We start from the raw sequence: 19,582 nt of genomic DNA, 5'->3' as shown, positions 1-19,582 counted from the left end.
GCCCCGGAATCCGCTTCTGTTGCCCGGTGGGTCCAACCGCGCTTTAGCTTTGTAAATTCAGGGCGTTAGCCCCTAGAATTACGCAGCGAGAGCGAGTGCTTCGTTATCGTTGGCACTTGTGGGTTTTTGAGCCTTTAACGGGTTACTCAGCCCGGGCGAAAACAGTGCCTTTCAACACACGTCGATCCTGGTTCGGCCCCCTATACCAAGCCCTCGATAACAGGGGGTTTGGTGGAGCCGCCGGGTACTGCCCCCGGGTCCGCTGTGCCTATTGCACACCGCAATTTATCGCCATAGCCGGTCGAAACCGGCACGACCCATATAGCGACCCGGAAATTAATGTGAAGTGAGCGCGCGAAATTTGCTGCGCGCTCATTCCCGGCGGACCGGCGGCGTCAGACGTTGGCAGATGCCTTCAGCTGGTCGCGGATTTCCTTGAGCACGTCGAGCTGCGGATCGGTGGGGACGGTCGGCTCTTCCTGCGTGTTGTCGGCCTTGACCATCTTTTCCTCGATCTCCTCCATCACCTTGTTCGCGCTGCGCACCAGCAGGAACAGGGCAAAGGCGATCAGCAGGAAATTGACGATCTGGGTGATCAGGTCGCCATAGCCGATGACGGGCACCCCCGCCTCTTTCAGAGCGGCGAAGCTGGTGGGGTCGCCCTCGTAATCGGCGGGGATCGATCCGAGCACGAGGAAATGGTTCGACCAGTCGATCGTGCCGAAGATCCAGCCCAGCAGCGGCATGATAATGTTCTCGGTCAGCGAAGTCGTGATCTTGCCGAAGGCCGCACCGATCACGACGCCCACGGCGAGGTCGAGCACATTGCCGCGGGCGATGAATTTCTTGAACTCTGTCAGCATGTGTCTGCCATTCCCCTGTTGTAACCGCCTGCCAGAATTAACCGTCGTTTCGGGTGCGGCAATGGTAATTTCAGGGTTCCTCCGCTCTTGTTGCGCGGGCGCGGCGGCCTATACTGGGGGCGAGAGGGGGCGCGCGTCGTTGCGCCTCTGCCCAACAGAGGGGAACCGACCGCCATGGCCATTTCCAATCCGATACGTCTTTTGATCGCGGCCTTGCTGGCAAGCATGCTGGCCGCGTGCGGCATCAATTCCGTGCCCACCGCCGAGGAAGAGGCCAAGGCGCGCTGGGCCGACGTGCAGAACGCCTATGACCGGCGCGCGCAATTGCTGCCCAACCTCGCCTCTGTCGCCAGCAGCGCGAGCGAGCAGGAGCGCGGCATCCTGACCGACGTGATCGAGGCGCGCAGCCGTGCGACCAGCATACAAGTCAATGCGGACGATCTGGATAATCCCGAACTGATGCAGCAATATGCCGAGGCGCAGGGCCAGCTGTCGCAAGGGCTGGGCCGTCTGCTCGCCAATTTCGAGGCCTATCCCCAGCTGCAGTCGATCACCAATTACCAGATGCTGCAAAGCCAGGTCGAAGGCAGCGAGAACCGCATCAATATCGCGGTGCGCGACTATAACGAGGCGGTCCGCAACTATAACACCACGATCCGCACCTTCCCCGACATCATCGGTGCCAAGCTGGTGCATGGCGCGGAGCCGATGGTGCCGTTCGAGGCGGTGACGCCCAATGCCGAGCAGGCCCCCGACCTGAGCGAAATGCTCTGAAGCCGGAGGCCGCTTGGACCCCGGCGATCTTGTTCGGCACCCGCTGCGTCACTGGCGCTGGTTCACGCTGGCCTTCGTGCTGACGGCGGGCTTCATGCTGCCATGGAGCGGCGGGGCCTTTCGTTATACGGGTGAGGGCGGCGACAAGGCGGAGGCGGTTGCGGCAAATTATGGGGTCGAGAGGGTGGTCGACCCGATCGGCCTGTTCTCGCCGGCGGAAACCGCCCGTTTGTCGGATGCGGTCGATGCGGCGCGGGCGCGCAGCGATGCGCGTTTCGTGGTGCTGACGACGCGGGGGCTGAAGGGCGAGGCGTTCAATCGCTTTGCCAGCCGCTTCCATGGCGGGTGGGAACGTGCCACGGGTCGCAATGACGCGGCGATCGTGTTCATTTCGCCCGGCGACACGCTGGTCGGGGTTTCGACCGGCCACGACCTGCCGATCCGGCCCAGCGATGCAGAGCGGGACGCGATCGTCGACACGATGAAGCCGCTGGCGCGCGAAGGAGACTTTGCGGGCGCGGCATTGAAGGGAATGGAAGGGATCGAGGCTTTGCTGGCCGCTGCCCGCGACGGGGCTCCCAACGGACCGGATTCCGGACCGGACGGGATCGGCGAACCGGCTGCCACGGACGAGACATGAAACGCATTTTTGCCCTGTTCCTGCTTGCGGCCGCGATGGTGGCCGGACCTTTCGGTGTGTCCGCCGCCGCAGCGCAGGATTTTCCCGCGCTGACGGGCCGCGTCGTCGATGCGGCCAATATCATCCCGCCTGCCGAGGAAGCCGCGCTGGCGCAAAAGCTGCAGGCGTTCGAGACGCGCACCCAGCGGCAGTTCGTGGTGGCGACGGTGCCCGACCTTCAGGGCTACGACATCGAAAGCTATGGCTATCAGCTGGGCCGCACATGGGGCATCGGCAGCGAGGAGAACGACGACGGCGCGCTGCTGATCGTCGCGCCGAACGAGCGCAAGGTGCGGATCGAGGTGGGTTACGGGCTTGAGCCGATCCTGACCGACGGATTGTCCTTCCTGATCATCAACCGGCAGATCCTGCCGCTCTTTAAGCAAGGCGACATGCCGGGCGGGATCGCGGCAGGCGCGGATGCGATCATCCAGCAGCTGGAACTGCCGCCCGAACAGGCCGCCGAAATCGCCGCCGCCGCCAACGAGGAAGCGGCGCAGGCGCGCGAGGGCGACGGGATCGGGCTGTTCGAGGTGATCTTCCTGCTGATCTTCCTGTTCTTCTTCATCATTCCGTTGCTGCGCGGCCTGCGCGGCGGGCATAAATATCGCGGCGGCGCGCCGGTCATCATCTGGGGCGGCGGAGGCGGCGGCTGGGGCGGCGGTTCCGGTGGCGGCTTCGGCGGCGGCGGCGGCTTTGGCGGCGGTTTTTCGGGCGGCGGCGGCGGCTTTGGCGGCGGCGGCGCGAGCGGGGGCTGGTGAGCATGGCGGGACCGATGAAACAAAAGCCCGTCTATCTGGGCGAGGAGGATCACGTCCGCGTGACCGCCGCGGTCAGCGCCGCGGAAATGCACACCTCGGGCGAGATCGTGACGATCCTGACCGAGAAGTCGGACGATTACCTCGACGTCGCGCTGTGCTGGGCGGCGGCGGCCTCGCTGGTCGGGCTGGTCGCGCTGGCGATCAATGCCGAGTTCTATCTGGGCATGTGGGACCGGCTGACGGGCAACTGGGCCGCGGAACATACGCCTGCCGAGCTGTTCTGGATGGCGGGGCTGTTCGCCGCGCTGCAATTCGCGGGCGCGATGATCGTGCTGGCGTGGTGGCCGTTCCGCCTGCTGCTGGTGCCCGGACGGATCAAGACAAAGCGCGCCCACGCCCGCGCCGTGTCCTTCTTCAAGGTGGGGGCCGAGCGGCGCACCCATGGCCGCACCGGCATATTGATCTATCTGTCGATGCGCGAGCACCGGGCCGAGATCGTCGCCGATGCCGCCATCGCCCACAAGGTGCCCGACGAGGTCTGGGGCGAGGCGATGATCGACATGCTGGGCGAGCTGAAAGAGGGGCGCACGGCCGCCGCGATGGTGTCGGGCGTAGAGCATGTCGGCAAGGTTCTGGCCGAGCATTTCCCGCGCGCGCACGATGACGAGAACGAAATCCCCGATCGCCTGATCGAGCTGTAGGAATTTGCATGACCGCCGATAGGGACGCGCCCGAGCATATCCGCTGGGAAGGAAACTGGATCGTCGCCAAGCAGCGGGGGCGCTGGGAATATGTCTCGCGCGCAAGGTCGATCCGCGCCGCGGTGATCCTTGCGGTCGAGGACGGCCATGTCCTGCTGGTCGAGCAATATCGCGTGCCCTTGGGCAAGCCCTGTATCGAGCTTCCCGCCGGGCTGATCGGCGATGATGATAGCGCGGCGGACGAGGGTCCGCTGGCCGCGGCGGGGCGCGAGCTGGAGGAGGAAACCGGCTATCGCGCGGCCACGCTGGAGGATGTGGGCGAGTTCCATTCCTCGCCCGGCATGGTGAGCGAGAGTTTCACGCTGGTGCGCGCGCGGGGCCTGACCAAGATCGGCGAAGGCGGCGGTGTGGGCGGCGAGGACATCACCGCGCACCGGGTGCCGCTGGACGGGATCGAAGGCTTCGTGGCCGAGGCGCGCGCGGCGGGCAAGGCGATCGACGTGAAGCTGCTGTTGCTGCTGGGCGGGGGTCTTTTGACGGAAAGCGACTGATCGGTTCGCCATTCGGCCCGGATCGTCCATTTTTCTCGCCCGGAACGCTCGCGGCGCTTGTTATGGGGGCAGGGCACCCTAAGATCGCATGCACAGGCAATCCGCCAGAAATTTCCGGGAGAACCGATATGCGTTTGAAGTCGTATGCCGCTGCCATCGCGCCCCTTGCGCTTGCGGTTGCCGTTCCAACCGCCGCATGGGCCGATCATCACGCCAGTGCCGCCCAGCATGACCCTGCCATGCACGCCGCGCTGATGCAGGACAACCGCGCCGAGGACAAGGCGCGCGACCAGTATCGCCATCCCGCCGAGACGCTGGCATTCTTCCAGGTGAAGCCGGGCATGACGGTTGCCGATTTCATGCCATCGGGCGGGTGGTACACGCGCGTGCTGGTGCCCTATCTGGGGCCTGACGGGCGTTACATCGGGCTCAATCCCGATCCCTCGCTGATCGAGGACGAGGGCGGCAGGACCTATATGTCCAAGCTGGTGCCGAATTTCGCCGAAAAGAGCCCCACGTGGAACCTGTCGGGCGCGGCGGTCGACAATATCACCAGTGCCGATCTGGGCGCCGAGCATAACGGCACCGTCGACCGCGTGCTGATCTTCCGCGAGATGCATAATCTGACCCGCATGGGCATCGCCGCGACGGAGCTTGAGCGGATCCATGCGCTGCTGAAGCCGGACGGCATGCTGGGCATCGTCCAGCACCGCGCGCGCGCCGATGCGCCCGACGATTACGTGACCGGATCGAACGGCTATCTGCGGCAAGCGGACGTCATCGCAATGGTCGAGGCGCAGGGCTTCGAACTGGTCGAGGCGAGCGAGATCAACGCCAATGCCAAGGACCCCGCCAATTGGGAGGGCGGCGTCTGGTCGCTGCCGCCCAGCTATAGCGGCGCGGACGACGAGGCGACCCGCGCGGCGCGCGCCGCCATCGGCGAGAGCGACCGCATGACGCTGCTTTTCAAGAAAAAGGCGGCCTGATCCGGCAGGCTAGCCCATCAGGATCCGGTCGAGGGCAAGGCGGAATGTCTGCATGTCCTCGGCCGAACCGATGGTGATCCGGCTCATCGTCGGCCATGCGTCCCATGACCGGCCGATCTGGACACCCTGATCGAGGAATTTCTGCTGCATGTCGGCAGGGGTCCCCAATGCGCCCCAGTCGGCCATGAACATGTTCGCCTGCGATCCGATGGTGGCGATGCCGCGCTTTTTCATGTGATCCAGCGTTTCCTCGCGCACCGCGATCATCTGGTCCCGGCGGGCGGCGATCTTGGCGGCGAGCGGCAGGCTGGCCGTGCCGCAGGCGATGGCGGTCATCGGGACCATGAAGGTCACCTGCTCCCCGTCATAGCGCATCATCCGTTCGTACAGCGCAGGGTGGGCGAAGGTCAGGCCCAGCCGCATCCCGGCCATGCCGAACAGCTTGGAAATGGTGCGCAGCACGATCACATCGTCGCGGCTGGCGGCCAGCGCGGCGGCGCTGGGCGTGCCTGAGAAGTGGATATAGGCCTCATCCACCACCAGCACCGCGTCTTTCGGCTTGTTTTGCGCCAGCCAGACGATGTCCTCGATCGGGGTGACGGTGCCGGTCGGGTTATTGGGCGAGCACACGTAATAGAGGCCGGCGCGGGGATTGGCCGCCAGCATCGCCCGAACGTCGTGCCGGTGATCGGCGGTCAGCGGAACGCGGCTTAGCGGGACGCCCAGCCATTCGCTGGTCCGCCACGCCTGTTCATAGCTGGGGTTGGCGGTGACCAGCCCGCGTTCGGGCGAGCAGAAGGTGACGACCACGCGGTTCAGCGGATCGCTGGAACCGGGCCAGGCGAGGATGCGATCCTCGGGCAGCCCCTCCACCTCGGCGACGGCGGCGGCCAGTTTCGCGTGGTTGTTGTCGGGTTCATAGCGGTTGCCCTGGCTGGCCATCATGGCCGCGGCGGCGACGCCTTCGGAAAACGGGCCGGTCCAGCATTCGTTCGACGCGATCCGCACCGCGCCGACCACGGCGGGGCCCGATTGCTGGGCCAGCGCGGGCCGGCCGAAGCTCGCCATCGCGGCGCCCCCGCCCAGCATCATCGCGATGCGCCCGATCTGGCGGCGGTTGAAACCGCGCCCCGAAAGCTCTTCCTGCCGATCGGCGGGCAGGGCGGTGTCGATGAAATCGCAATCGCCAGCGTATTGGTCTTGGGCGTAACGGTCTTCGGCGTAACGGTCAGGCAGCATCGATCAGGTCCCCCCGGATGAAAATCGCAGACCCGGCATCCTCTTGCTTTTCGCCCTGACAGGAATGCGGCCAGCCAGCCGCGCGGCCCCCCGGTGCGCTATCGGCGCGAGTTCATCAAATATGCGGCGAGATGTCCAGTTTCGTCGTGCATGGCGGACGATGTTTCTCAGGCGTGGGCCATGCGGGCAGGGCGGTGCGGACGCCTTGGCCGCCGCCGTTCATGATTAATTTCAGCTTTCCGTTAAGGCGCGCGGCAGCACCCTCGACCCGGCATTCATGCCAGCAACGGGGGGACTGAAATGACACAGATCGGTATCATCCTCATGGCCGTCGGCCTTGCGCTACTGCTGTTCCTGCCCACATTCCGCAACCGCCACGCGCGCATTGCCTCGCAACTGGGCAGCGCCGCCGTGTTCGGGGCGGGGACCGTGGGCTTCGTCTTCAGCGTGATGACGCCGCCCGTATAGGGGCGGCGCCGGATCGGGGGCGCTGTCAGTAGGGCACGCCCCAATAGCCGTAGATCTGCGTCGCAAAGGCGCGGTCCCAGGCCAGTCGGTCGGCGGGGTCGATGGTGGGGCTGGCCTTCAGCACGTCCTCATCGGCCGACACGACATAGCCGCCGAGGCCGGTGTCATAGTCCAGCGCTTCCCACGGGACGGGGCGATGTTCCGCGCCCATGCCAAGGAAGCCGCCAAAGCTGAGCACCGCATATTCGACGCGGCCATTGCGCTTGCCGACCATGAAGTGATGGATGCGCCCGATCTTTTCGCCATCGGGGCGATAGACGGCGGTGCCCTCGACCCGGTCGGAGGCGATGAGGTCCTTGCCCTCGTCGCGTTCCATCGCGTGGCCTGCGTCGACCATCTCGCGGACGGTCCTCGTGTTTCCGGCGGTTCGTTCAGTTGTGTCGGCCATGATCGTTCTCCGTTTTCGTAACAGAAGGGAACGATGGCGCCGCGGCGGTCTGTGATGGGGTCGTGGGGGCCTTACGGCGTCATCCTCTATATAGGATAAGCGCGAAAACGGTTCCGGTTCCGCGAAAACAGGCGATTCACGCCGCCAGCGGGGCGGTTCCGTCTGCCAGAGGGGGATCGTCTTCCAGCACCGCGCCCAATGCGGCGACGAACTGGTCGGTCGCCGCCTCCCAGCTGAAGCTGGCGCCATAGGCGGCGCAATCGCTGCGGCTGGCGAGCAGGGCATGGGCGATGGCGGTATCGAGGTCTTCGTCCACCGCGCCGATTACGCGGGCAAGTTCGCTCATCCCGCCGCGCCCCTTGGGCCCCACGATGTCGATCGGCCCCTGCACCGGATAGCCCGCGACCGGCACGCCGCAGGCCAGCGCCTCGACCATTACAAGCCCGAAAGTGTCGGACCGGCTGGGAAACACGAAGCAATCCGCCGCCGCATAGGCGCTGGCGAGCGCCTTGCCGGTCAGGCGGCCAGTGAACACGGCATCCGGATATTTCGCCTTCAGCCCGGCGAGCGCGGGACCGTCGCCGACCACGACCCTCGTGCCGTGATGCCGCGCGCCGAGGAAATCCTCGAGGCCTTTCTCGGGCGCGACGCGGCCGACATAGAGCAGCACCGGGCCGGGGAGGGCGCGCAGGGCCGGGTCGGGCACTGCGTCCACGTTGAACAGATCCGCATCGATCCCGCGCGACCATGGCGCGACCGGGCCGATCCGGCGGCCGGTCAATTCGGCGCGCAGGCTGGGCGTCGCGGCGAGCACGGTGCGCGAGGGTGCGTGAAAGCGCCGCATCAGCGGCCAGATCCGCTCTGCCGACAGCCCCGTGCGCACCGCGACATAATCGGGAAAGCGCGTGTGGAACGCGGTGGTGAAGGGCATGTCATGCGCAAGGCACCAGCGGCGCGCGGCCCAGCCGATCGGCCCTTCGGTGGCGATATGGACGAGATCGGGGCGAAATGCCTCTATCCGGCGCGTCACCCCGTTGCCGGGCACCATGGCGAGGCGGATTTCGGGATAGAACGGCATCGGCATGTTCATGAACAGGTCTGGCGTGACCAATTCGACCTGGTGGCCGCGCTGGCGAAGACGTGCGACCGTTTCCTCCAGCGTGCGGACCACGCCGTTCACCTGCGGCGTCCATGCGTCGGTCGCCAGCAGGATGCGGCGGGGCATGGGCGGTGTGCCGGGCGGCTGCGCGCCTGTCACGATCAGGCGGCTGCCGGTTCGGTTTCGGGGACGATGGCGGGGCCGGGAACGCCTGTGGGCGCGCTGTCTTGGGCGGAGGCGCTTTGCGGGGCGGGCGCGTTCTGGCGCGCCTCGCGGGCCAGCCGGTCGCGTTCGCGCACGTCGGCGGCGTGGTCGATGATCCGCATCGCGCCGTCGAAATCCTCTGCAATCGCGGTGCAGCTTTCGACCCAGTCGCCGTCGTTGTAATATGTGATGTCGCCGATCTGTCGGATTTCCGCGCAATGGATGTGCCCGCACACCACCCCGTCAACGCCGCGTTCGCGCGCGGCATGGGCGACCGCTTCCTCGAAATCGCAGACGAACTGGACGACGTTCTTCACGCGGTGCTTCAGATAGGCCGACAGCGACCAGTAGGGCAGCTTGAGCAGGCGGCGGCAGCGGTTCAGCCAGATGTTGGATTTCAGCAGCAGCGCATAGGCCTGATCGCCCGCGAAGGCGAGCCAGCGGGCATAGAGCACCACCCCGTCGAACGCATCGCCGTGCACGACCATCAGGCGGCGGCCGTCGGCGGTGGTGTGGATCACCTCGTTCGCGATCTCGACCCCGCCGAAATGCATACCGGCATAGCTGCGCAGCATCTCGTCATGGTTGCCCGCGACCAGAATGACGCGCGTGCCCCTGTGCGCCATCTTCAATATGCGGCGCACCACCTCGTTATGCGCGTCGGGCCAGTACCAGCCCTTTTTCAGCCGCCAGCCGTCGACGATGTCGCCGACGAGGTAGAGCGTCTCGCACTCCACCCCCGACAGGAAATCGATCAGCAGTTCGGCGTTGCAGCCCGGCGTGCCGAGATGGACGTCGGAAATATAGAGGGTGCGATATTTGCGCTTTGGCCGAAAGCCGCGCGGTTCGGGCAAGTCCAGCCATTCGGGCAGCGAGCCCGGTGACATGATCGTGTCGGCAATCGTGGTTTCAGACCCGGTTTTCGTAAAGATCTCGTTCCGCGCGATATTGGTCATGATCGGCCCCCTGATCTTGCGCTCAAGCTTGCGGTATCCGGCTTTTCATCTCTATTACGGCCTCTATGCCCGCCCGTTGTTGCGGTTCGGCGACGTTGTGACAGCGCTGTGACGGGAAACGGGGTAAAGCTGTGGAAAAGCTGGGGGCATATTGTGCGCGGGCTGGGGAGACGGTGGTGAAATCCGCGCCGACAGTCCATTTATCGACGCGACCATGCTGACCAGCCTGCAGATCCGCAATATCGTCCTGATAGAGGCGCTCGACCTCGATTTCCGTGCGGGGCTCGGCGTGCTGACGGGCGAGACGGGGGCGGGCAAGTCGATCCTGCTCGACGCGCTGGGGCTGGTGCTGGGCAACCGCGCGGAAACGTCGCTGGTGCGCGCCGGAGAGGACAAGGCGAGCGTCACTGCCACCTTCGAATTCGCCGCCATGCCGCCGCTGCTGGCGGACGCTCTTGAGGATGCGGGGGTCGAGATCGAGCCGGGCGAGCCGTTGCTGCTGCGGCGGCAGGTCAAGGCGGATGGCGGGTCCAAGGCCTTCGTCAACGGGCAGCCGGTGGGGGTGGCGGTGCTGCGCTCGCTCGCGCCCGCGCTGGTGGAACTGCACGGGCAGCATGACGACCGCGGGCTGGTGAACCCGCGCGGCCACCGCGAACTTCTGACCCGCTATGCCGGCATGGATGAAAGCCGCGTGGCCGAGGCGTGGGCCGCATGGCGCAAGGCCGAGGACGCGCTGGCCGAGGCGAAGCGCGTCGCCGCCGATGCGCAGGCCGAAGAGGAACTGCTGACCGCCCATGTCGAGGAGCTTGAGAAGCTGGCCCCCGTGCCGGGCGAGGAGGAGGAGCTCGCGCTGGCCCGCGCCGACATGCAGAAGGGCGAGCGTCTGGCGGACGACCTGTCCGATCTGGGGCATGTGTTCGCAGGGTCCGACGGGCCATTGGCGCAATTGCGCTCCGCCGCGCGCAAGCTCGACCGCATTGCCGAGGATCACCCCGCGCTGGGCGAGGCGCTGGCCGCGCTGGACCGCGCTCTGATCGAGGGGGGCGAGGCGGAGGAAGCGCTGAACCGTGCGAACGAGGCGCTGGCCTTCGATCCGCAGGTTCTGGACGAGACCGAGCGCCGCCTGTTCGACCTGCGCGCCGCTGCCCGCAAGCACGATGTCGAGGTCGACGCGCTGCCTGCAAAGCTGGAGGCGATGCGCGAGGCGCTCGACGCGATCACCCATTCGGGCGAACGCATCGCCGCGCTGGAGCGCAAGGCCTTCGATGCGGGCGCGCATTACCATGCCGAGGCGGAAACCCTGTCCGCGGCAAGGGCCGAGGCGGCGCGCAGGCTGGACAAGGCGGTCGCGGCCGAACTGGCGCCGCTGAAATTGGACGCCGCGAAGTTCCGCACCGCGGTTCAGCGCCTGCCCGAGGAGCGCTGGGGCCCGCATGGCATGGACGGTGTCGAATTCCTGATCGCGACCAATCCGGGCGCGCCCTATGCACCGCTGGCCAAGATCGCCTCTGGCGGCGAATTGTCGCGCTTCATCCTCGCGCTCAAGGTCGCTCTGGCGGAGGAAGGCGGCGCGGCGGTCATCATCTTCGACGAAATCGACCGCGGCGTCGGCGGCGCGGTGGCGAGCGCGATCGGCGACCGGCTGGCGCGGCTGGCAGGCGGTTCGTCCGGCGGCGCGGAAGGCGCGGCGGGGCAATTGCTGGCCGTCACCCACAGCCCGCAGGTCGCGGCGCGCGGGGGCAGCCATTACATGATCGCGAAATCGAGCGAGGGCACGGTCACGCGCACCTCTGTCCGCATGCTGGACGCGGGGCAAAGGGTCGAGGAAATCGCCCGCATGTTGTCGGGCGCGGAAATCACGCCCGAGGCGCGGGCGCAGGCCGAACGCCTGCTGGAAGGGGTATAGGCGCATGGACGAGCAGACCCGCAGAGCCAAGATCGAGCATGGCGGTTTCCTGCTGTTCCTGCTGGCCATCACCGTTCTGCTGGCGGCCATCGCATGGCCGTTCCTGACGCCGCTGTTCTGGGCGGTGCTGGCCGCGATCATGTTCCAGCCGCTCTATCGCCGCGTGCTGCGCAACATGGGGGGCAAGCGCAACCGGGCGGCGGCGCTGACGCTGCTGGTCATCACCTTCGCGGTCGTCATTCCGCTGATGATCATCGGCACCATGATCGTCGACCAGGCGACCGGCATCTATCTGGCGATCCAGGAAGAGCAGATGGATGCCAGCGAATATTTCCGCTGGGGCTATGACGCATTGCCCGCGCGGCTGCAGGCGATGGTCGACAATTCGGGATATGGCGAGTTCGACGTGCTGCAACAGCGCGCGCTGGAACTGCTGCAGCAGAGCGTCGGCATGATCGCGGGCAAGGCGCTGGAGATCGGCGGCGGCGTGCTGGGGTTCGTGCTGTCCTTCGCGGTGGGGCTTTACGCCACCTTCTTCCTGCTGCGCGACGGCGAGGAACTGACCGCGACGGTGCAGTCCAGCCTGCCGATGCAGCCCGCCATCGCCGAGAGGCTGGTTGCCAGTTTCGTCGCGGTGACGCGCGCGACCATCAAGGGGTCGATCGTCGTCGGGCTGGTGCAGGGCGCGCTGGGGGCGATCACTTTCTGGATCGTGGGCCTGCCCGCTGCGCTGCTGTTCGGCCTGCTGATGGCGATCTTCTCGCTGCTGCCCGCGGTCGGGCCCGCCATCGTGTGGGTGCCTGCCGCGATCTATCTGCTGGCGACCGGCGCGATCTGGCAGGGGCTGGTGGTGATCGGGTCGGGCGTGCTGGTGATCGGGCTGGCCGACAATGCGCTGCGGCCCATTCTGGTAGGGCGCGACACCGGGCTGCCTGACTGGGTGATCCTTGTCACCACGCTGGGCGGGATCGCGGCGCTGGGCATCACCGGTATCGTGGTGGGGCCGGTGGTGGCCGGGCTGTTCATCGCCGGATGGGCGATATTGCGCGACCAGCGCGGCGTGGCAGCGGTCTAGTCCCCCACTTTTCGCACGGTGATCATTTTCACCGGCTGGGCCAGCATCTGGCCCTTCATCCAGCCTTCGCCCTTGTCGGGATCGAGCGGGGCGTTCCAGATCGCCTCGACCACGTCCATCCCGTCGACCACGTGGCCAAAGGCGGCATAGCCTGCGCGGCGGGCGGGATCCTCGCTGGCGGGATCGGCGTCGAGTCCGGGCATGTCGGACAGCAGGATCGACCAGTCGCCGGTCGCGCTGCCGGGTTCGAGCATCGCCATCGAGATCGTGCCGCGCTTGTGCGTGATGCCGGTCTGGTCGGTGGGTTCATGCGCGATGGGTGGCAGCACGCGGTCGGGATAGCCCTGCGCGCCGCCTTGGATGAGCCCGTTGGGCTGTTCGCCCCAGTCGAGCCGCATCGCGCGGTAGAACTCCGCCCCGTCGAACCGTTCTTCCGCCGCATAGCGCAGGAAATTGGCCGAGGTGACCGGCGCGCGTTCGGTTTCCAGCGCGACGGTGATCGTGCCCAGCGCGGTCTCGATCGCGACCAGCTCGGTTTGCGGCGCGAGGCTCGTGTCGCTTGCCGTCGGCGCCTGCGGTGTGGCCTGCGCGGCTGTCGCGGCGGGCGTGGGCACCGGCTGGTCGGCGGCAGGCTGGGCGGCAGCGGGCATGGCCAGCAACAGGGCGGAGGCAAGGGTGAGCATGCGGATCATGGGCGTGAGTATTGCGCTGCCGCGGCGGGGGCGCAAGCGGTCATGGCATTGGCTGCTGGCCGACGAACGACATAGACCGCTCGACCGGCGACATGGTTGGGGCGCAACTGGCGTTTACAGATGTAGTCGGTTTCGTTTACAGCTGTAGTCGAACTTCAAGCCATCCGGGAACGATTCATGCCAGACCCCGCCGCCGACCGCATCTCCGAAGCCGAGCAATCGGTTCTGGAAGCGCTGTGGGATGCGGGCGAGCCGCTGACCGCATCGCAGGTGGCGGAGCGCGTGGACGAAGAAAAGGGCTGGAGCCTTGCGACCGTCAAGACGCTGCTGTCGCGTCTGGTCGCCAAGAACGCCATCGCGACACAGCCGGATGGCCGCCGCTTTCTCTATTCGCCGCTGATCGGGCGCGAGGCTTTTCTGGGCAGCGAATCGCGCCGCCTGCTCGATCGGCTGTTCGGCGGCCGCGCGGCCAGCCTGTTCGCCCATCTGGCCGAAGCCGAAGCGCTGAGCGAGCGCGATTTGACCGAGATCGAGGGATTGCTGAGGGAGCTCAGGAAATGATCGGGGACATCACCTTTCTGGACTATGCCGTCGATACGCTGATCGGGACCGGCGTGCTGATCGCCGCGGCGCTGCTGCTGCGCCGGCCCGTGGCGCGGTGGTTCGGGCCGCGCGCGGCCTATGCGCTGTGGGCGCTGCCGATGATCCGGCTGGCGTTGCCGCCGCTGGTGCTGCCTGCATGGATGCGCCCCGCCGAAGAGGCTGCGCCGGTGGCCGACGCCGCGATGACCGCAAACGTCCCGCTGTTCGCAGACAAGGCGCCGCCGGTCCTGCCGCCCGCCGACCTTGCCGCAATGGGCGACCCTGCGCCTTCGCTGATCGCGCCCGATGTGCTGGTCGGATCGCTGGTGTTCGTCTGGCTGGCTGTGGCCGCCGCGTTCCTCGTCTGGCGCTGGGGGTCCTATCACGCGATGCGCCGCATGCTGCTGAAAGGCGCGCGTCCGGTGGGCGAGTGGGAGGACATTCGCCTCGTCGAGACCGATGCCGTCCGCGCACCCGTGGCCTTCGGCGTGTTCGACAAGGTCATCGCCATGCCGGTCGGTTTCATGGCCGATCTCGACAGCACAGGCCGCGATCTCGCCATCGCACATGAGATTGCCCATCACCGCGGGCACGATCTGCTCGCCAATATTGCCGCGCAGCCCTTGCTGGCGCTGCACTGGTTCAATCCGATCGCGTGGCTGGGCTGGCGCGCGATGCGGCGGGACCAGGAAGCCGCGTGCGATGCGCGCGTCATGGATTCGCTTGCCGACGGGGGCCGCGATGCTGCCACCCGCGCGCATTACGGATCGGTGATCGCCGCATCGGCACGCGAACAGAACCTCGCGCTTGCAGCCCCCATGGCGGGATTTCGGGAGATCGGGCCATTGCTGGGCGAAAAGGCCATCGTACATCGTTTAAGGAGCCTTGCCATGTCCCCCTCCCGCCTGCGCCGCCGCACTGGATTGCTGCTGATCGGCGCGGGAGCCCTTCTCGCCGTACCGCTGACCGCCTCGATTTCCTATGCCGAGGCGCAGATCGCGGAAGTGCCCGCACCGCCGTCGGTGCCGGCCGCGCCCGATGTGCCGATGCCGCCCCCCGCGCCGCAGCCGCCCGAAGCGACGCTTCCGCCCGAGCCGCCGATGCCGCCCGAGCCGCCGCTGCCGCCCGAAGCACCCGCATTCGGCACCTATTCCGACGGCACCGACAGCTGGATCTTCGAAACGAAGCGCGAGCTGGAGCACGCCGATGCCGAAATGGCGCGCGAGCAGGCCGAACTGCGCCGCGAAATGCACGAGATCCGCGGCAACCACGACATGAGTAAGGCCGAACGCGCCCGCGTCGAGGCCGAGCTGAAGCGCGCCTCTGCCGAGATGGAGCGTGCGCGCGTCCAGATCCGCCATTCGACCCGCGAGGCGATGCGCGCCGCCGCTGCCGCGCCGCAGGTGCATGAAAGCGTGTCCGCCGATGGCAAGGTTCGTACCATCCGCGTGAGCCAGAGGGGACCCGATGGCCGGAACCGCATCGTGCAGGAACACGTGATCGACGAAGGCGCGATCGAACGCGCCGCGATGCAGGCCGCGATTGCCGGGGTTGAAGGCGCGCGCGTCGCGATCGCGTCCAGCGCGTCGATGTCGGCGGATGTGCGCGCCGAAGCGCTGGCCGAACTGGATGCCGAACTGGCCGAGATGCGCCGCGACATGCATGCGGACCATCATTGAGCGGGATCGGCCGGATTCCTGTCGACCCCAGGAGTTCATATTCAATTCATCGCTGAAATAGCACGGTTCGTCTCTCCATCAAAAGTGGGGAGACGACACCCGTGTCGAACGCCGAACAATCCTTTTCATACGAAGACCCGCCTGAACGAAAGCACCGATCGCCCGGCATGAAGCTGCTGTTCGCGCTGCTGGTGGCGGGCGCGCTCGCGGTGCCGCTGATGATGGTCTATGCGCTGGTGTGGGACCGGCAGGACCAGTCGCGAAATGCGCATCAGACGATCACGCAGGGCTGGGGCGGCGCGCAGCTGATCACCGGGCCGGTGCTGGTCATTCCCTATACGCAGACGATCACCGAAAACAGCGTGGTCGACGGCAAGCAGACCTCGAAACTCTCCAACGTCACGCGCGAGCTTTACCTCTCGCCGGTCGAGCAGGCGGTCGCGACCGCGCTGGACCCGCAGGTCAGGCAGAAGTCGATCTATGCCTCGGTCCTCTATAATGCGGCGGTGACGGGCACGGCGCGCTTTGCCATGCCGGAGGATCTGGAGCGGCAGGGCATCGATCCCGCCAGCCTGATGCCCGCCCGGGCGGAACTGCGTTTCGGCGTATCGGACCCGCGCGGTCTGCAGAGCGACAGCAAGGTCACCGCCAATGGCGAGGTGCTGGCGACGCGGCCCGGCGGCGGTCCGCTCGCGACGGGCGGAGCGGGGTTTCACGGCTTTCCCGATTGGGACGGCAGTGCGCCGCTGAATGTCGGGTGGTCATACGGCCTGCGCGGCAGCGAGACGATCAGCCTTGTCCCGCGCGGCGGCAATACCGAGTGGCAGGTGACATCCGCCTGGCCGCATCCCAGCTTTTCGGGCGGGTTTTTGCCGGGCGATCCCGCCATCTCAGACGATGGGTTCAATGCGGGCTTCGCAATTCCCGACCTCGCGCTGGGGCAGGGGCTGGCGATGACCAGCGATCTGGAAGCGCCTTTCGTCGGGCCGGAAACGGTCGACATCGCCGCACCCGGAGGATCGCAGGCGCGCGTCGCCACCATCGGGCTGGTCGAGCCGGTCGATCTTTACAGCCGCATCGACCGGTCGGTGAAATACGGCTTCCTGATCATCGGGTTCACCTTTCTGACCTTTCTGATGTTCGACGTGGTGGCAGGGGTCGCGGTCGCGGCGGCGGAATATCTGCTGACGGGCGCGGGGCTGGTGCTTTTCTTCGTGCTGCTGCTGGCCTTTGCCGAGGTGACGGGCTTTACCATCGCCTATCTGGTGGCGAGCGCGGCCATAGTCGGCCTGCTCACCGCCTATAGCGCGTCGGTGCTGAAAAGCTGGAAGCGGGCGCGGGTCATGGGCGGGCTGCTGGCGGGGCTTTACGCGCTGCTGTTCGTGCTGCTCAGCCTTGAGGCCTGGTCGCTGCTGATCGGTTCGCTGCTGCTGTTCGCGGCGCTGGCGGGCGTGATGTATGCGACGCGCAATATCGACTGGTCGGGCGTGGGGCGGCCTGTGCAGGCGTGACGGATGCAGGCATGACGAACGGGCGCGGGCGGGACATCTGCCCGCGCCCTTTCGCCTATCAGTCTGCGGAGGGTGCGGTCACGCCGGCCCCGTCGGTCAGCGGCCTTACGGGCGCTTCGCAGCCGCGTTCGATGCCGATGCCCTTTAGAAACGCGCGGCGCACGTCCGCGGCCACGATCAGCTGGCTGAGATAGCGTTCCTGCGCCTTCGCGCCCGAGATTTCGCGCACAAGACCGCGAAACGGGATCAGCCCGCCGATGATGTCCTGCGCCGTCTCGCCCGCAAAATCGACGCCCTTGTCGACGTCCGAACGTTCCTCGCGCGGGACGTCGATATCGGGGCCGAGCATGATGTCGATGTCGCTGATCGCGGCGCCGATGACTGCGCAATCGGTCAGCCCGCCCGTCGAATAGGGATGGTTGCCGATATCGACCAGCAGCGGCGGGATCTCCTCCTTCTCAAGGTTGAGGTCGCGCAGCGGCTGGAGCGGGATCTCCTCTACCTTCACGCCATCGTCATCGACCTGCTGGGCCGCCGCCGCCGTGGCGATCATGGCGGCCAAGGCGGCGGTACCTATCGTAGAAGCGCGGAAAATGTGTCGCATTGATCCTCATCGCCGGTCTTGAGACCGCGTTGCAGCCATTCCATGCGCTGGGCGCTGGTGCCGTGGGTGAAATTGTCCGGGCTGACCCGGCCCTGCGTCAGCGTGTCGTCGCCGATCGAGGATGCGGCGGTCATGCCTTCCTCGATATCGCCGGGTTCCATCAGTTCGCGGTTCTTTGCCGCCCATACGCCTGCATAGCAGTCCGCCTGCAGTTCCATCGCGACCTGTATGCGATTGGCCGCGCCGGGGTTCTGCTGTTGCAGCTGGCGGACCTGCGTCGCCTGTCCGGTCAGGTTCTGGACGTGGTGGCCATATTCGTGCGCCATCACATAGGCGCGCGCGAAATCGCCGCCCGCGCCAAGCTGTCGGTCGAGCTGATCGTAGAAGCTGGTGTCGATATAGATGCCCTGATCGGAGGGGCAATAGAACGGCCCCATCGCGCTTTGCGCCGCGCCACAGCCCGACTGGCCGCGCCCGTCATAGAAATTCAGTGTCGGCTGCGTGAAGGGGATTCCCGCCTGCTGAAACAGCGGCTGCCATGTCGCGTCGAGCGAGGATAGCGCGGCGCAGGTCTCGCGGCTGTATTCGTTGACGCTGCAGCTTTCCTCCAGCGTCTGGCCGCCGGTCTGCACGGGGGCATCGGTCTGCACCGAATCGACCATGCCCAGCGTGGACATCGGATCGAGGCCGAAGATGAAATAGCCCGCGATGGCCAGCACCACCGCGCCGCAGCCCAGCTTGCCGCCGCCGCCGAGACCGCCGCCGCCGCTTCCGCGCTGGTCGCGAACCCGGATATTGCGGGAAATGTCATTGAGCCGCATCGTTACCCCCGTAGACCCTGGGCCGCGATTCGGCCCGCCTGGCCCAAAGCCTAGCGATTTCCAAAACATGATGGAGACTGAAATGTTCCTTTCCGGCAAGACCGCCCTCGTCACCGGTTCCACTTCGGGCATCGGCCTCGCCTATGCGAAGGCCCTGGCGGCGGAGGGGGCGAACCTTGTCATCAACGGGTTCGGCGACGAGGCGGAGATCGAGAAGGAACGCGCCGCGCTGGAAGCGGCGAGCGGGGCGAAGGCGATCTATGCGGGCGGCGACCTGACAAAGACCGAAGGCTGCGAAAGCCTGATGAAGGCAGCGCTGGACGCGTTCGGCGCGGTCGATATCCTGATCTGCAATGCTGGCATGCAATATGTCGCCCCGGTCGACGAATTCCCGGTCGAGAAATGGGACCAGATCATCGCGCTCAACCTGTCGAGCGCGTTCCATTGCTCGCGGCTTGCCATTCCCGGCATGAGGCAGAAAGGCTGGGGCCGCATCATCTTTACCGCCAGCGCCCATTCGCTGACCGCATCGCCGTTCAAGTCGGCCTATGTCTCGGCCAAGCATGCGCTGGCGGGGCTGGCCAAGACCATCGCGCTGGAACTGGCCGAGCAGAACGTCACCGCCAATTGCATCAGCCCGGGCTATGTCTGGACCCCGCTGGTCGAGGACCAGATCCCCGACACGATGAAGGCGCGCAGCATGACCCGCGAGCAGGTGATCAACGACGTCCTGCTGGAGCGTGAACCGACCAAGAAGTTCTCCACCGCCGAGGATATCGCCGCGGTCGCGATGTTCCTGTGCGGCAAGGCGGCGGACAATATCACCGGCACGAATATATCGGTCGATGGCGGCTGGACGGCGCAATAAGGGCGATTCGGGCAATAATCCGATCGTCCCGCCCCCGTTTCGCGCAAGCGCGGCGGGGGCGAAATAAATGCGTGATCCCCCTCTAGCGGAAGGGGGGGCATCTGGTTACATGGGC

General features: G+C 66.5%; 21 protein-coding genes and 1 other RNA gene. 13 read left to right on the top strand and 9 right to left on the bottom strand.

The features are described 5' to 3' along the window. Positions 1–5: 5 nt before the first annotated feature. Positions 6–350: a transfer-messenger RNA gene (gene ssrA, locus AC4FIJ_RS09820) on the bottom strand. A gap of 45 nt (positions 351–395) precedes the next feature. Beyond that, complete coding sequence (gene mscL / locus AC4FIJ_RS09815) at positions 396–863, bottom strand: large conductance mechanosensitive channel protein MscL (protein ID WP_490336539.1); 468 nt, start codon at positions 861–863, stop codon at positions 396–398. A 174-nt stretch (positions 864–1,037) separates the two neighbouring features. On the opposite strand from mscL, the gene AC4FIJ_RS09810 reads away from it, so the two are divergent. The 6 genes from AC4FIJ_RS09810 to AC4FIJ_RS09785 all read left to right on the top strand — a co-directional run bounded on the left by AC4FIJ_RS09810 (position 1,038) and on the right by AC4FIJ_RS09785 (position 5,315). Continuing rightward, entirely contained in the window at positions 1,038–1,637 is a 600-nt protein-coding gene (locus AC4FIJ_RS09810) for a LemA family protein (protein ID WP_490336538.1), read from the top strand. A gap of 13 nt (positions 1,638–1,650) precedes the next feature. Further along, entirely contained in the window at positions 1,651–2,277 is a 627-nt protein-coding gene (locus AC4FIJ_RS09805; protein ID WP_490336537.1) for a TPM domain-containing protein, read from the top strand. Continuing rightward, a complete protein-coding gene (locus tag AC4FIJ_RS09800) occupies positions 2,274–3,077 on the top strand; it encodes a TPM domain-containing protein (protein ID WP_490336536.1) in 804 nt (267 codons plus the stop codon). Before AC4FIJ_RS09805 ends, AC4FIJ_RS09800 begins: the two co-directional genes overlap by 4 nt. A 14-nt stretch (positions 3,078–3,091) precedes the next feature. After that, positions 3,092–3,778: a TPM domain-containing protein gene (locus tag AC4FIJ_RS09795; RefSeq protein WP_490336535.1), complete on the top strand. Its 687-nt coding sequence runs from the start codon at positions 3,092–3,094 to the stop codon at positions 3,776–3,778. Positions 3,779–3,786: 8 nt separating this feature from the next. After that, a complete protein-coding gene (locus AC4FIJ_RS09790; RefSeq protein WP_490336534.1) occupies positions 3,787–4,329 on the top strand; it encodes an NUDIX hydrolase in 543 nt (180 codons plus the stop codon). A 128-nt stretch (positions 4,330–4,457) separates the two neighbouring features. After that, positions 4,458–5,315 carry a class I SAM-dependent methyltransferase gene (locus AC4FIJ_RS09785; RefSeq protein WP_490336533.1) on the top strand — a complete coding sequence of 286 codons (858 nt, stop codon included), beginning with the start codon at positions 4,458–4,460 and terminating at the stop codon, positions 5,313–5,315. Positions 5,316–5,324: 9 nt separating this feature from the next. Here AC4FIJ_RS09785 and AC4FIJ_RS09780 read toward each other — a convergent pair whose 3' ends face one another. Next, positions 5,325–6,488, bottom strand: a complete 1,164-nt coding sequence (locus AC4FIJ_RS09780) for a pyridoxal phosphate-dependent aminotransferase (RefSeq protein ID WP_490336544.1) — start codon at positions 6,486–6,488, stop codon at positions 5,325–5,327. Between the two features lie 366 nt (positions 6,489–6,854). Between AC4FIJ_RS09780 and AC4FIJ_RS09775 the strand changes: the two genes are divergently transcribed. Further along, positions 6,855–7,022, top strand: coding sequence for a hypothetical protein (locus tag AC4FIJ_RS09775; RefSeq protein ID WP_490336532.1), 168 nt, complete (start codon positions 6,855–6,857; stop codon positions 7,020–7,022). Positions 7,023–7,047: 25 nt separating this feature from the next. On the opposite strand, the gene AC4FIJ_RS09770 is transcribed toward AC4FIJ_RS09775, so the two are convergent. The 3 genes from AC4FIJ_RS09770 to AC4FIJ_RS09760 all read right to left on the bottom strand — a co-directional run bounded on the left by AC4FIJ_RS09770 (position 7,048) and on the right by AC4FIJ_RS09760 (position 9,660). Next, on the bottom strand, positions 7,048–7,470 hold the full coding sequence (locus AC4FIJ_RS09770; RefSeq protein WP_490336531.1) for a PRC-barrel domain-containing protein: 423 nt from the start codon (positions 7,468–7,470) through the stop codon (positions 7,048–7,050). A gap of 136 nt (positions 7,471–7,606) precedes the next feature. Continuing rightward, a complete protein-coding gene (locus AC4FIJ_RS09765; RefSeq protein WP_490336530.1) occupies positions 7,607–8,695 on the bottom strand; it encodes a glycosyltransferase family 4 protein in 1,089 nt (362 codons plus the stop codon). Between the two features lie 35 nt (positions 8,696–8,730). Next, on the bottom strand, positions 8,731–9,660 hold the full coding sequence (locus tag AC4FIJ_RS09760; RefSeq protein WP_490336543.1) for a UDP-2,3-diacylglucosamine diphosphatase: 930 nt from the start codon (positions 9,658–9,660) through the stop codon (positions 8,731–8,733). Positions 9,661–9,943: 283 nt separating this feature from the next. On the opposite strand from AC4FIJ_RS09760, the gene recN reads away from it, so the two are divergent. Continuing rightward, the gene (gene recN / locus AC4FIJ_RS09755; protein ID WP_490336529.1) at positions 9,944–11,635 is read left to right on the top strand and encodes a DNA repair protein RecN; all 1,692 of its coding nucleotides are present in this window, start codon (positions 9,944–9,946) and stop codon (positions 11,633–11,635) included. A 4-nt stretch (positions 11,636–11,639) separates the two neighbouring features. After that, positions 11,640–12,710 (top strand): AI-2E family transporter, encoded by a 1,071-nt coding sequence (locus AC4FIJ_RS09750; protein ID WP_490336528.1) that lies wholly within the window; start codon positions 11,640–11,642, stop codon positions 12,708–12,710. Here the strand turns inward: AC4FIJ_RS09750 and AC4FIJ_RS09745 are convergent. Then, positions 12,707–13,402: a peptidylprolyl isomerase gene (locus AC4FIJ_RS09745; RefSeq protein WP_490336527.1), complete on the bottom strand. Its 696-nt coding sequence runs from the start codon at positions 13,400–13,402 to the stop codon at positions 12,707–12,709. The two genes, AC4FIJ_RS09750 and AC4FIJ_RS09745, sit on opposite strands and share 4 nt — an antisense overlap. A 177-nt stretch (positions 13,403–13,579) precedes the next feature. Here AC4FIJ_RS09745 and AC4FIJ_RS09740 point away from each other — a divergent pair, with 177 nt between their 5' ends. From AC4FIJ_RS09740 to creD, 3 genes are all read left to right on the top strand, one after another. Continuing rightward, positions 13,580–13,963, top strand: coding sequence for a BlaI/MecI/CopY family transcriptional regulator (locus AC4FIJ_RS09740; protein ID WP_490336526.1), 384 nt, complete (start codon positions 13,580–13,582; stop codon positions 13,961–13,963). Beyond that, a complete protein-coding gene (locus tag AC4FIJ_RS09735) occupies positions 13,960–15,663 on the top strand; it encodes a M56 family metallopeptidase (protein WP_490336525.1) in 1,704 nt (567 codons plus the stop codon). The genes AC4FIJ_RS09740 and AC4FIJ_RS09735 overlap by 4 nt, the downstream gene beginning before the upstream one ends. A gap of 167 nt (positions 15,664–15,830) precedes the next feature. Further along, a complete protein-coding gene (gene creD / locus AC4FIJ_RS09730) occupies positions 15,831–17,174 on the top strand; it encodes a cell envelope integrity protein CreD (RefSeq protein ID WP_490336524.1) in 1,344 nt (447 codons plus the stop codon). A 58-nt stretch (positions 17,175–17,232) separates the two neighbouring features. Here the strand turns inward: creD and AC4FIJ_RS09725 are convergent, their stop codons facing one another. Together AC4FIJ_RS09725 and ypfJ are read right to left on the bottom strand one after the other, a co-directional pair. Continuing rightward, the gene (locus AC4FIJ_RS09725) at positions 17,233–17,736 is read right to left on the bottom strand and encodes a hypothetical protein (protein ID WP_490336523.1); all 504 of its coding nucleotides are present in this window, start codon (positions 17,734–17,736) and stop codon (positions 17,233–17,235) included. Between the two features lie 11 nt (positions 17,737–17,747). After that, positions 17,748–18,599: a KPN_02809 family neutral zinc metallopeptidase gene (ypfJ, locus tag AC4FIJ_RS09720; RefSeq protein ID WP_490336522.1), complete on the bottom strand. Its 852-nt coding sequence runs from the start codon at positions 18,597–18,599 to the stop codon at positions 17,748–17,750. A gap of 82 nt (positions 18,600–18,681) precedes the next feature. On the opposite strand from ypfJ, the gene AC4FIJ_RS09715 reads away from it, so the two are divergent. Further along, positions 18,682–19,467: a 3-hydroxybutyrate dehydrogenase gene (locus AC4FIJ_RS09715; protein WP_490336542.1), complete on the top strand. Its 786-nt coding sequence runs from the start codon at positions 18,682–18,684 to the stop codon at positions 19,465–19,467. The last annotated feature ends 115 nt before the right edge of the window (positions 19,468–19,582 follow it).

It is taken from the genome of Croceicoccus sp. (assembly GCF_983967925.1).
Note: the sequence above shows the minus strand (reverse complement) of the source record. Positions and strands in the feature narration are given on the sequence as shown.